Source organism: Erwinia sp. L03-1, from assembly GCF_058686115.1.
Genome location: NZ_CM178762.1, coordinates 2,239,576 through 2,251,889, shown reverse-complemented (window position 1 = coordinate 2,251,889; position 12,314 = coordinate 2,239,576). Strand labels below are relative to the sequence as shown.

The 12,314-nt window shown below is 55.8% G+C and carries 10 protein-coding genes; 7 read left to right on the top strand and 3 right to left on the bottom strand.

Annotated elements, in window-relative coordinates:
• Positions 1-47: 47 nt before the first annotated feature.
• On the top strand, positions 48-803 hold the full coding sequence (fnr, locus tag AC4PCC_RS10495; RefSeq protein ID WP_067701719.1) for a fumarate/nitrate reduction transcriptional regulator Fnr: 756 nt from the start codon (positions 48-50) through the stop codon (positions 801-803).
• A 165-nt stretch (positions 804-968) separates the two neighbouring features.
• Positions 969-1,919 (top strand): universal stress protein UspE, encoded by a 951-nt coding sequence (gene uspE, locus AC4PCC_RS10490; protein WP_067701718.1) that lies wholly within the window; start codon positions 969-971, stop codon positions 1,917-1,919.
• Positions 1,920-2,120: 201 nt separating this feature from the next.
• On the opposite strand, the gene pntB is transcribed toward uspE, so the two are convergent.
• Positions 2,121-3,509: a Re/Si-specific NAD(P)(+) transhydrogenase subunit beta gene (gene pntB / locus AC4PCC_RS10485; protein WP_492127331.1), complete on the bottom strand. Its 1,389-nt coding sequence runs from the start codon at positions 3,507-3,509 to the stop codon at positions 2,121-2,123.
• Between the two features lie 10 nt (positions 3,510-3,519).
• Positions 3,520-5,052, bottom strand: a complete 1,533-nt coding sequence (pntA, locus tag AC4PCC_RS10480) for a Re/Si-specific NAD(P)(+) transhydrogenase subunit alpha (RefSeq protein WP_492127330.1) — start codon at positions 5,050-5,052, stop codon at positions 3,520-3,522.
• Positions 5,053-5,571: 519 nt separating this feature from the next.
• Between pntA and ydgH the strand changes: the two genes are divergently transcribed.
• On the top strand, positions 5,572-6,522 hold the full coding sequence (gene ydgH / locus AC4PCC_RS10475; RefSeq protein ID WP_492127329.1) for a DUF1471 family protein YdgH: 951 nt from the start codon (positions 5,572-5,574) through the stop codon (positions 6,520-6,522).
• 234 nt (positions 6,523-6,756) lie between these two features.
• On the top strand, positions 6,757-8,148 hold the full coding sequence (locus AC4PCC_RS10470) for a basic amino acid/polyamine antiporter (RefSeq protein ID WP_492127328.1): 1,392 nt from the start codon (positions 6,757-6,759) through the stop codon (positions 8,146-8,148).
• On the opposite strand, the gene AC4PCC_RS10465 is transcribed toward AC4PCC_RS10470, so the two are convergent.
• A complete protein-coding gene (locus AC4PCC_RS10465; RefSeq protein ID WP_492127327.1) occupies positions 8,145-8,558 on the bottom strand; it encodes a hypothetical protein in 414 nt (137 codons plus the stop codon). The two genes, AC4PCC_RS10470 and AC4PCC_RS10465, sit on opposite strands and share 4 nt — an antisense overlap.
• A 177-nt stretch (positions 8,559-8,735) precedes the next feature.
• Here AC4PCC_RS10465 and rstA point away from each other — a divergent pair, with 177 nt between their 5' ends.
• Genes rstA through AC4PCC_RS10450 form a run of 3 tightly spaced genes read left to right on the top strand, consistent with a single transcriptional unit; the run spans position 8,736 to position 12,280 of the window.
• A complete protein-coding gene (gene rstA, locus AC4PCC_RS10460; RefSeq protein ID WP_067701706.1) occupies positions 8,736-9,464 on the top strand; it encodes a two-component system response regulator RstA in 729 nt (242 codons plus the stop codon).
• Entirely contained in the window at positions 9,461-10,762 is a 1,302-nt protein-coding gene (rstB, locus tag AC4PCC_RS10455; RefSeq protein WP_067701703.1) for a two-component system sensor histidine kinase RstB, read from the top strand. Before rstA ends, rstB begins: the two co-directional genes overlap by 4 nt.
• 27 nt (positions 10,763-10,789) lie before the next feature.
• Positions 10,790-12,280: a carboxypeptidase M32 gene (locus AC4PCC_RS10450; RefSeq protein WP_492127326.1), complete on the top strand. Its 1,491-nt coding sequence runs from the start codon at positions 10,790-10,792 to the stop codon at positions 12,278-12,280.
• The last annotated feature ends 34 nt before the right edge of the window (positions 12,281-12,314 follow it).

Genomic DNA, 12,314 nt, shown 5'->3' with positions numbered 1-12,314 from the left:
AAAATGTTAAAATTGACCTTAGTCAATAATCAGTCGAGCGTATCACTATGATCCCTGAAAAGCGTATTATCAGCAGGCGTATTCAGTCTGGCGGGTGTGCAATTCACTGTCAGGATTGCAGCATCAGCCAGCTCTGTATCCCCTTCACGCTGAACGAACACGAGCTCGATCAGCTGGATAACATCATTGAACGCAAAAAGCCGATCCAGAAAGGCCAGACCCTGTTTAAGGCAGGCGATGAGCTGAAATCGCTTTATGCTATTCGCTCAGGGACAATCAAGAGCTATACCATCACCGAACAGGGTGACGAGCAGATCACCGGCTTTCATCTGGCGGGTGACCTGGTAGGTTTTGATGCCATTAGCATGGGCGAACACCCCAGCTTCTCTCAGGCGCTGGAAACCGCCATGGTGTGTGAGATCCCCTTTGAAACGCTCGATGACCTCTCCGGTAAGATGCCCAGCCTGCGTCAGCAGATGATGCGTCTGATGAGCGGCGAAATTAAGGGCGATCAGGAGATGATCCTGCTGTTGTCGAAGAAAAATGCCGAAGAGCGCCTCGCTGCGTTTATTTACGGCCTGTCGCGCCGCTTTGGACAGCGTGGTTTTTCGCAGCGTGAGTTCCGTCTGACCATGACCCGCGGTGATATCGGTAACTACCTGGGACTGACGGTAGAAACGATCAGCCGCCTGCTGGGCCGCTTCCAGAAGAGCGGTATGCTGGCGGTAAAGGGTAAGTACATTACGATTGAAAACCACGACCTGCTGGCAGAGCTTGCCGGCCAGAGTCGCGCTATCGCCTGAACCTTCGTCGGGCTGGCCTGCCAGCCCGACGCCCTCTTAGCCTGGCGACGCCTCAGGCTTATGATTATTTGTTATAATATTGATCCCGCTGTAACTTTTAACTTCTTCCCCTGACCTGATTAGGCTATCTTTAAGCTGACACGCTCAGTGTATGGAGAAACCGTTATGGCTAAGTATCAAAACATTCTCGTGGCTATCGATCCTCAGCAGGACGACCAGCCCGCGCTCCGACGTGCTGTCTATCTTAATCAGCGCCTGGGAGGTCGTATCACTGCCTTCCTGCCAATTTATGACTTCTCCTACGAGATGACCACGCTGCTCTCTCCTGATGAACGATCCACGATGCGCCAGGGCGTGGTAAGCCAGCGAACCGAATGGATACGTGAACAGGCCCGGGCCTATCTGGATGCCGGGGTCACGATTGATATCAAGGTCGTCTGGCATAACCGTCCCTTTGAGGCGATTATTCAGGAAGTGCTCAACGGCCATTACGATCTGGTCCTGAAAATGACACATCAGCACGACAGGCTCCAGTCGGTGGTCTTTACCCCAACCGACTGGCATCTGCTGCGTAAGTGCCCCTGCCCGGTGTGGATGGTGAAAGACCAGCCCTGGCCGGAGGGCGGTAAAGCCGTGGTTGCCGTGAACCTCGCCAGCGAGGAGCCGCATCACGACCCGCTGAATACCCGGCTGGTGAAGGAGACGCTGGAGCTGGCAGAGATGGTTAATCATACCGACGTCCATCTTATTGGCGCCTACCCCGTTACGCCGATCAATATTGCTATTGAGCTGCCCGACTTTGACCCCAGCGTATATAACGATGCCATTCGCGGCCAGCACCTGCTGGCAATGAAGGCGCTGCGCCAGCAGTTTGGCATTGATGAAAAGTTTACCCACGTTGAAAAAGGTCTGCCGGAAGATGTGATCCCCGGACTGGCAGAGCAGCTTGACGCAGGCGTAGTGGTACTGGGCACCATTGGCCGTACCGGGCTGTCAGCGGCCTTTCTCGGCAATACCGCTGAACAGGTTATCGATCACCTTCGCTGCGATCTGCTGGCAATTAAACCCGATGGCTTTGTGTCCCCTATTGAGCTGGACGACGATTCGGACGATTAAGGTACGGGAAGAGGCAGGATAAGAGCGGTGTGGAACAGATCAGACGCTTCAGATCTCAGAGGCTAATAAAAAGGGAAATGCTTAAGCATTTCCCTTTTATTTCCGGCTTAACAACCTTGTTAAGCTGCTGTGATGCGTTAATACGCAGGTAAAGTGGTTAAATGCATCCACGCCAGGTGAATGCATCCCGCACCCTGCCCGCTACAGCGCTTTCAGAATGGCTTCTACTGTGGCTTTAGCATCGCCGAACAGCATCTGCGTATTCTCTTTAAAGAATAGCGGGTTCTGCACACCGGCATAGCCGGTATTCATCGAGCGTTTAAACACCACCACATTATGCGCCTTCCACACCTCCAGCACCGGCATCCCTGCAATGGGGCTGCGAGGATCGTCCTGCGCAGCCGGGTTTACCGTGTCGTTAGCGCCAATGACCAGCACCGTGTCGGTATCGCTGAAATCGTCGTTGATCTCATCCATCTCCAGCACGATGTCGTAGGGGACGCGCGCTTCAGCCAGTAAAACGTTCATATGACCCGGAAGGCGGCCCGCTACGGGGTGAATACCAAACCGCACCTTCACGCCGAGGGCGCGCAGCTTAGCGGTGATTTCAGCTACCGGGTACTGGGCCTGCGCCACGGCCATCCCGTAGCCGGGGGTAATAATGACCGTGCTGGAGTTTTTCAACAGCTCAGCGGTGCCCTGCACGTCGATTTCACGGTATTCGCCTTGTTCGTCGCTTTCACCGGTTGAGCTGCTGTCAGTACCAAAGCCACCCGCAATCACGCTGATAAACGAACGGTTCATCGCTTTACACATAATGTAAGAGAGGATCGCCCCGCTGGAGCCTACCAGCGCCCCGGTGACAATCAGCAGGTCGTTGCTAAGCATAAAGCCTGCCGCCGCTGCCGCCCAGCCCGAGTAGGAGTTCAGCATTGACACCACTACCGGCATATCTGCGCCACCGATGGAGGCCACCAGATGCCAGCCGAAAGCCAGCGCAAGCAGGGTCATTACCACCAGCGCAAAGCCCTGCGTCGCCGTGCTGTCAGTGCGCACGAAGATAATCAGCAGGCACAGCGATACCACCAGCGCCAACAGATTGAGCTTGTGCCGGTGAGGCAGCATCAGGGGACGTGAAGAGATTTTGCCCCGTAGTTTGCCAAACGCCACGATTGAACCGGTGAAGGTTACCGCACCGATAAAGATGCCAATAAAGACTTCGGTAAGATGAATATTTTCCAGCACGGTATCCATGCCAGGGGCATGATCGAGGTAGCTGTTAAAGCCGACCAGCACCGCGGCGAGACCCACAAAGCTGTGCAAAATCGCCACCAGCTCCGGCATCTCGGTCATTTCAACCTTCTTCGCCAGACGGATCCCGAGGGTGCCGCCAATAATCATCGCGACGATGATCCAGCCCACGCTACCGCTGTCCGGCCCCAGTATGGTTGCCAGCAGCGCAATGGCCATTCCGCTGATGCCGAACAGGTTCCCCTGTTTGGACGTTTCATGTTTCGACAGCCCGGCAAGGCTGCATATAAAAAGAATTGCGGCAACAATGTATGCTGCAGTCACTAATCCGCCAGACATTGATTATCCCTTAGTTCTTACGAAACATTTTCAGCATGCGCTGAGTGACGGTGAAACCACCGAAGATATTTATGCTGGCAATCAGCACGGCGATAAAGGAGAGGAAGCTGACCCAGCCGCCGTGTCCAATTTGCAGCACCGCGCCCACCACAATAATGCCCGATATGGCATTGGTGACGGACATCAGCGGAGTGTGCAGCGCGTGGCTGACGTTCCAGACCACGTAGTAACCGACCACGCAGGAGAGCGCAAAGACGGTAAAGTGCGAGAGGAATGCCGGAGGCGCCACGTTGGCAAACCAGCCAAACAGGATAATGGCCAGGGCAAAAAGCGCATATTTACGCAGCGGAGACGCGGGCTGTGCTTCCTCCTTTTCCGGCGCGCTGGCAGCGGCAGGGGCGGCTTTCGGTGCCGCAGAGACCTGAATCGGCGGTGCAGGCCAGGTCACTTCCCCCGCGCGGATCACCGTTACACCGCGAATAACCACGTCGTCAAAATCGACGTTAATTTCGCCGTTTTTCTCTTTACAGAGCAGCTTGAGCAGATTCACCAGGTTAGTGCCATACAGCTGGGAGGACTGGGTGGGCAGACGGCTGGGCAGATCGGTATAGCCGATAATCTTCACGCCGTTGTCCGTGGTGATAACCCGATCGGCAACGGTCAGCTCACAGTTACCGCCGGTCTGGGCGGCAAGGTCGACGATAACGCTGCCGGGCTTCATCAGGGCGACCGTCTCAGCGGTGATCAGCTTTGGTGCAGGCCGGCCTGGGATCAGCGCCGTGGTGACAATAATATCCACCTCTTTTGCCTGAGCGGCGAAGAGCGCCATCTCAGCCTTAATAAAGGCTTCGGACATCACTTTGGCATAGCCATCGCCGCTGCCGGCCTCTTCCTCAAAATCGAGCTCGAGGAATTCGGCGCCCATGCTCTGGACCTGTTCTTTCACTTCCGGGCGGGTATCGAAGGCACGAACGATGGCGCCCAGGCTCCCTGCGGCGCCAATGGCGGCCAGACCGGCCACGCCTGCGCCAATAATCATGACTTTGGCGGGCGGCACCTTACCGGCGGCGGTGATCTGCCCGGTAAAGAAGCGACCAAACTCATGAGCCGCCTCGACAATGGCACGATAACCGGCAATATTCGCCATCGAGCTGAGCGCGTCCAGCGACTGCGCACGCGAGATGCGCGGCACGGCGTCCATTGCCATCACGGTGACATGACGGGCCGCCAGCTTCTCCAGCAGGGCCGGGTTCTGCGCAGGCCAGATAAAACTGACCAGCGTACTGCCCTCACGCGTTAGCAATATCTCTTCGTCGTTTGGCGCATTCACCTTAAGCACGATGTCAGCCTGCCAGGCTGCGTGCGTATCACCAAGGGTGGCACCGGCGGCAACAAAGGCAGCATCATCAAAGCTGGCCAGTTTGCCGGCCCCGTTCTCTACCACAACGCTGAAACCCAGCGCCAGCAGCTGCTCAACCGTCTTCGGCGTGGCAGCGACTCGCGCTTCGTTGGGCAATCGTTCTCTGGGTATTCCGATTAACATAATATTCCCTTTCATCAACAATGGGGATGATGGTGAGTTCGGTCAGTCATGGCCCGCAGGCCATAAAAGGAACTGTATCAAACTGTTTATAAACTACTGAAATTATGTCCCGCGATCCAGCCAGTACCCGAGGGTTTCTGATGATTTCATATAAAAATTCAGAGGCAAGTACGAAAAACGCTATTTACCGACTGAATTTACGCGTTTATAAGGCAGACTGTGCTGGCTTGCCCACGATTAGATCGTAAATTTAACGTCTAAAAAATAAGATTTAACAATGAATTAACCTGATTACCGGTAACAATTACCACTATTTGCGGTAAAGCCCGTTTGAGAAGGGGGATTTTACCTCGCGCTCTTATTATTATTTTAGAGGGAGAAGCCCGCGATGCGCTTTCGCTCAAAATGGCTGAGACAGAACGTATTATTACATGCAATAATCGGCTGCTAATCTGTTACACATCAAGAGTCCAGCACGTTTTTGTACTCATTTTTTGCGTAAGGCGAAGGATTATTTCTATGAAGCTGAAGAACACCATTCTGGCATCAGCCCTGCTGTCGCTCATATCATTAACCGCGCATGCGGCACAGGAGCTGACCCCAGAAAAGGCAGCCTCGCTGAAACCATTTGACCGTATTGCCCTGTCGGGTCGTTTTAATGCGATCAATGAAGCCAGTGCAGCCGTCTCAAAACGTGCTGATGAACTGGGCGCTGCTTCCTATTTTATTCAGGGAATTAACGATACCAACGGCAATGGCGGTAACTGGCGCGTCGTGGCGGATCTCTATCATGCAGATGCACCGGTTGCAGTTAAAAACAGAGACCGCATTATTAACGGCGTCCGTGAGCTGACCAAATCTGAAGCCTACCGGCTTGAGCCCTATGACACCGTTTCCATTAGCGGCTTCTATCGCAGCCAGCCCGATGTAAACGATGCCATTACCAAAGCAGCCACTAAAAAAGGCGCGGCCTCGTTCTTTATCGTCCGCCAGGTCGACGCGAACAGCGGTGGCAATCAGTACATAACGGCCTATATCTATAAGAAAGATGCGCCAGCCCGTCGGGTACAGTCTCCGGATGCGGTGCCAGCGGACTCTCAGGCAGGTAAAGCCGCCCTGGCAGCAGGAGGCGCAGCCGCTAAAACCGTGCAGATCCCAGGCGTTGCCTCTTCTGAAACGCCAAGTAACAAGGTTGGCCGTTTCTATGAAACCCAGTCATCTACCGGCGAACGCTATACCGTCAGAACCCCGGAAGGTAAAAGCGTACAGGAAGTGAGCGCCATTACCGCCGCACAGATGCAGCCCTATGACAGCGTCACCTTCACCGGCCACTTCGGTACCCCGACTGAAATTTCAGAAGCGGTAGGCCGTGCAGCGATCGCTAAAGGGGCGAAGTATTATCACATCACCCGCCAGTGGTCGAATCAGAGCGGGGGCAACCTCACCGTGTCGGCCGATCTGTTTAAATAATCTCATCAGGTAAAGACGGCGGCGGCGCCGTCCTTACTTTTTATTGCATAATTTTCGCATCTTTTATGCATAAAAACGCACCTTTCACCCCCGGTCTCATTGCATCTCCCCTCCTCACTCCGTAAAATCGCCAGCCAGTTTCAGATGAAAACGCCGTTTTTGCTGCGCGCAGGTCGCTCAAAATCGCAACATCAGGCTGAACATGGTTTTTTATTCTGCTATTGGGACGATTTTTTGGACAAAAAATTAGGTCTTACCGCCCTTACGGCGCTGGTGCTCAGTTCAATGCTCGGCGCTGGCGTATTCAGCCTGCCACAAAATATGGCGGCCGTAGCCAGCCCGGCCGCGCTGCTGATTGGCTGGGCGATAACCGGCGTGGGAATTATTCTGCTTTCCCTGACGCTACTGCTGCTTACTCGCATCAAACCGGAACTGGACGGCGGCATCTATACCTATGCCCGGGAGGGCTTTGGTGAGCTGGTGGGCTTCTGCTCCGCCTGGGGATACTGGCTGTGCGCGGTTATCGCCAATGTCTCCTATCTGGTGATCGTCTTTTCAGCGCTGAGCTTTTTCACCGATTCGCCGGGACACGTCGTCTTTGGCGATGGCAATACCTGGCAGGCGGTGCTGGGCGCCTCCCTGCTGCTGTGGCTGGTTCACTGGCTGGTGTTGCGCGGCGTGCAGACCGCGGCCAGCATCAATCTGGTGGCAACCCTGGGCAAACTTGTCCCGCTGGGGCTGTTTATCGTGCTGGCGGTGGTGGCGTTTAAGCTTGACTGTTTCAGGCTGGATTTTAGCGGCATTCAGCTCGGCAAGCCGGTCTGGCAGCAGGTGAAGGACACCATGCTGATTACCCTGTGGGTCTTTATCGGCGTTGAAGGGGCGGTGGTCGTTTCTGCGCGCGCGCGCAACAAAAAAGATGTGGGCCGGGCAACGCTGCTGGCGGTGACAACCGCCCTGCTGGTCTACCTGCTGGTGACACTGCTCTCTCTGGGTATTGTGCCCCGTGCCGAGCTGGCACAGATGCGTAACCCTTCGATGGCGGGCCTGATGACGCGGCTGATCGGTTCCTGGGGAGACGTGGTCATTGCCGTCGGGCTGGTGGTGTCCGTCTGCGGCGCCTACCTGAGCTGGACGATCATGGCGGCCGAAGTGCCTATGCTGGCTGCCGGACAGGGCGCCTTTCCGCGCTCGCTGGCGAAGCAAAATGCGCGTGGTGCGCCCTCTGCCTCACTCTGGCTCACCAATAGCAGCGTACAGATTTGCCTGATCCTGATCTGGCTCACCCATTCGGATTACAACACCCTGCTGAATATCGCGTCTGAAATGATTCTGGTGCCCTATCTGCTGGTGGGAATGTATCTGATAAAGGTCTCTCGATCGCTAAACAGGCCGATGGTGACCGCCATTGCCGTGGGGGCTACGGCCTATGGCATCTGGCTGCTGTATGCCTCTGGCCCGCTGCATCTGCTGCTGTCGGTCGTGCTGTACGCTCCGGGCGTATTGCTGTTTATATTCGCCCGGCGTGGCGGTCGCGCGGGGAAAAATCTTAACGGCATGGAAAGGATGGCCATCGTGCTGCTGATGGCAGGTTCAGCCCCTGCCCTGTGGACGCTGATGCATTAATGGGAAAAGGCGGGCACCCTTACCGTTAAGCAGTCATTCTGCTGGTTAAGGTTAAGCGGTTTGACGTACTCCATACGGATCGCGTCAAGCTGCTGATCGGACAGCGTATAGGGCAGCAAAATATCGAAGGCACTGATATGCTGTTGTTCAGCAAGGGTTATCAATCGGGCGATGTTAATTTCGTCACTGACCTGGGTAGAAATGATCTGTAACGCCAGGGCCTTAAGTCTTTCAGAAGGCGCCCTGGGCAGATCGGGCGAGTTTTTCGTCACCATGCCGAAGATAGGCATCACGCCATAGATGGCATCGACGAAGCTCCAGCGTTTTTTACAGGATGCGGAGAGAAAATCCGTATAATTCAGGCAGATATGGTTACCGTGCAGCGCAGAAACCTGCTCTTTATCCGACACCCTGTATGCTCCTTTCTCTGGTACGTGTTATCCGATAAGTTGTCAGAACAACCCTGCTAATATAATGGCATATTTTAAGGCGGATATACTATATATCCAGCATTATTTAGCAGCGGGTAATAGTAGTCACGGTAAACATTGGGTAATCTTACTTTCCCTCTTCAGATAAAAAAACCTATGAACAGAATAGTATTTGTTGAAGACGATCAGGACGTTGGCGAGCTGATTGCCGCTTACCTTAACCGTCATGACATCGAGGTGATTGTGGAAAGCCGGGGCGACCGCGCCGAAGCCACTATCGCCGAGGCCAACCCTGACCTGGTGATGCTGGACATCATGCTGCCGGGCAAGGATGGGATGACGCTGTGCCGCGATCTGCGTACCAGCAAGATTTGGTCAGGCCCCATTGTGCTGCTGACGTCGCTGGACAGTGATATGAACCATATTTTGTCGCTCGAAATGGGCGCCAATGACTACATTCTGAAGACCACCCCGCCCGCCGTTCTGCTGGCGCGCCTGCGGCTGCATCTGCGTCAGGCGGGTGTGTCCACCCAGAGCGACGATATTGCGCCGGCGCAAACCGGTCAAAAGGCGCTGCGCTTCGGCACGCTCTCTATTGATCCGCTAAACCGACAGGTGATGCTCGGCGGCGAGATTGTCGCCCTCTCTACCGCCGACTTTGATTTACTCTGGGAGCTGGCTACGCACGCGGGTAGTACGCTGAACCGCGACGCCCTGCTGAAAACGCTGCGCGGCGTCAGCTATGACGGTATGGATCGCAGCATTGACGTCGCCATTTCCCGCCTGCGCAAAAAGCTGCTGGACAGCGCGACGGAACCCTACCGAATCAAAACGATTCGTAATAAAGGATATCTGTTTGCACCACACGCCTGGGATGCAGAATGAAAAAGCTTTTTATCCAGTTCTATCTGCTGCTGTTCGTCTGCTTTCTGGTGATGGCGATGCTGGTTGGCCTGGTCTACAAATTTACCGCTGAGCGGGCCGGGCGCGAGTCGATGGATGATTTGATGAAAAGCTCGCTCTATCTGATGCGCAGTGAGCTGCGGGAGATCCCGCCGCGCGACTGGAACAAGACCATTGATAATCTGGAGCTGAACCTGTCGTTTAAGCTGCATATTGAGCCGATGAGCAAATATCAGCTCGACCCGACTACCCTGCGCCGCCTGCGCGCCGGTGAAATCGTGGCGCTGGATGATGAATACACCTTTTTGCAGCATATTCCGCGCAGCCATTACGTGCTGGCCGTCGGCCCGATCCCCTATCTCTTTTTCCTGCATGAGATGCGCATTCTGGATATCGTGCTGCTGGCCTTCATCGGCATTTCGCTGGCGCTGCCGGTGTTTATCTGGATGCGGCCACACTGGAAAGACATGCTGCGGCTGGAGTCGGCCGCACAGCGCTTTGGTCAGGGGCATCTGGATGAACGCATCCATTTCGACAGCGCCTCCAGCCTGTTGAGGCTGGGCGTGGCCTTTAATCAGATGGCGGATAACATCAACACGCTGGTTGCCAGTAAGAAGCAGCTGATTGACGGGATTGCCCATGAGCTGCGCACGCCGCTGGTGCGGCTGCGCTACCGGCTGGAGATGAGCGATAATCTGACCGATGCCGAGGCGTCGGCGCTAAATCGCGATATTGGCCAGCTGGAAGCGCTGATCGAGGAGCTGCTGACCTACGCGCGGCTCGATCGTCCAAAGGTGGATTTAAATTTGCAGTCGCTGGATCTCGCTGAGTGGCTGGCTGAACGTCTTGATGATATTCGATCCGTTCATCCTGAGGTGGAGATTGAGCTGGATACGCCACAGCGGCAAAACCACGGCGTGGCTGATGCCCGCCTGATGGAGCGCGTTCTGGATAACCTGGTGAATAACGCGCTGCGCTATGCCGGTCAGCGTCTGCGCGTCGGGCTGTGGTTTGACGGCAATACCGCCTGTCTGCAGGTGGAGGATGACGGTCCCGGTATTCCTCCTGACGAACGGGAGCGGGTATTTGAACCCTTTGTCCGCCTTGATCCCAGCCGCGACCGCGCGACGGGCGGCTGTGGCCTTGGGCTGGCTATCGTGCACTCGGTCGCACAGGCATTTGGCGGCTACGTGGTGATTGATGCCAGCCCACTTGGCGGCGCCAGCGTTCGCTTTTGCTGGCCCGTTGATCTACCCTTATCGCCTCCCCGCGCTGCCTGACGGCGCCTGTTGATAGCAAGGAATCCCATGTCCAGTGCCTATGAGAATCTGACAAAAACCTTTACCCGCCTCTCCCGCTTTGGCCATCTTTCTGCCATCGCCGGATGGGATATGATGACCATGATGCCGCCGGGCGGCAGTGCCCCACGCGGTGCCGCACTGGCTGAGCTAAGCGTCCTTCAGCATGAAATCCTGACCGCAAAGCAGGTGGGGCAGTGGCTGGATGAGGCCGAACAGACCCCGCTCAACGATGTCGAACAGGCCAATCTGTTTGAGATGCGCCGTGCATATCAGCAGGCCGCGCTGCTTCCCGCCTCACTGGTAGAGGCTAAATCCATCGCCGGTTCGCGCTGTGAACATGCCTGGCGTCAACAGCGTCCTGCCAATGACTGGCAGGGTTTTGCTGAAAATTTACAGGAGGTGGTCAGGCTAAGCCGCGAGGAAGCTGAAATTCGCGCTCAGGCCAACGGCTGTTCCCGCTATGATGCGCTGCTGGATATCTTTGAACCGGGTATGACCAGCGCCAAACTGGATAAAACCTTCGGCGACATCAAGAGCTGGCTGCCGGACCTGCTCCAGCGCATCGTTGAAAAACAGTCGCGGGAGCAGGTTGCGGTGCCGCCAGGCCCGTTCGCCGTCGAGTCGCAGAAGCACCTTGCTCTGGCAGTAATGAAACAGCTGGGCTTCGATTTCAACGCTGGCCGCCTGGATGTCAGTAGCCATCCCTTCTGTGGCGGCGTTCCCGAAGACGTTCGCATTACCACCCGCTACAACGAAAACGAGTTTATCAGCGCGATGATGGGCGTGATCCACGAAACCGGTCACGCACGCTACGAGCAAAATCTGCCGAAGCAGTGGGCAGGTCAGCCAGTCGCCCTCGCCCGCTCAACCGCTATCCACGAGTCGCAGAGCCTGTTTTTTGAGAAACAGCTGGGACGCAGTGCCGGGTTTCTCAGCCTGCTGCTGCCACACGTTAAGCAGCTGCTGGGTGACGGGCCTGCGCTGGAATCCGCAAACTTTATCGCCCTGAATCAGCGGGTGAAGCCGGGGTTGATTCGCGTCGATGCTGACGAGGTGAGCTATCCCGCCCACGTCATCCTGCGCTATGAGATTGAGCGCGCGCTGATTGCGGGTGAGGTTGAGGTCGGGGATATCCCGACCCTGTGGCAGGAAAAAATGCAGGCACTGCTGGGACTGGATACCACAGGGAACTACCGTGACGGCTGTATGCAGGATATTCACTGGACCGATGGCGCCTTTGGCTACTTCCCCACCTATACGCTCGGCGCAATGTACGCGGCACAATTGTTCCAGGGCGTTAAAAAAGCCCTGCCGCAGGTGAGCGAGCTGATCCGCGAGGGCAACCTCCAGCCGGTATTTGACTGGCTTTCACAAAATATCTGGCAGCACGGCAGCCGTTTCAGTACCCGGCAGCTGATTGAAAATGCCACCGGAGAAGACCTTAACCCACGGTGGTTCCGTGAGCATCTGGAAAATCGCTACCTGAACGGCCTCTGAGCCTTGAGTTAAGCGGCCACCGCAGTCGCGGTGC

What these genes read in the sequence shown, in the direction of transcription:
- fnr (WP_067701719.1), top strand. Translation starts at nt 48, where the DNA reads ATGATCCCTGAAAAGCGTATTATCAGCAGGCGTATTCAGTCTGGCGGG.
- uspE (WP_067701718.1), top strand. Translation starts at nt 969, where the DNA reads ATGGCTAAGTATCAAAACATTCTCGTGGCTATCGATCCTCAGCAGGAC.
- pntB (WP_492127331.1), bottom strand. Translation starts at nt 3,509, where the DNA reads ATGTCTGGCGGATTAGTGACTGCAGCATACATTGTTGCCGCAATTCTT.
- pntA (WP_492127330.1), bottom strand. Translation starts at nt 5,052, where the DNA reads ATGTTAATCGGAATACCCAGAGAACGATTGCCCAACGAAGCGCGAGTC.
- ydgH (WP_492127329.1), top strand. Translation starts at nt 5,572, where the DNA reads ATGAAGCTGAAGAACACCATTCTGGCATCAGCCCTGCTGTCGCTCATA.
- rstA (WP_067701706.1), top strand. Translation starts at nt 8,736, where the DNA reads ATGAACAGAATAGTATTTGTTGAAGACGATCAGGACGTTGGCGAGCTG.
- rstB (WP_067701703.1), top strand. Translation starts at nt 9,461, where the DNA reads ATGAAAAAGCTTTTTATCCAGTTCTATCTGCTGCTGTTCGTCTGCTTT.
- AC4PCC_RS10450 (WP_492127326.1), top strand. Translation starts at nt 10,790, where the DNA reads ATGTCCAGTGCCTATGAGAATCTGACAAAAACCTTTACCCGCCTCTCC.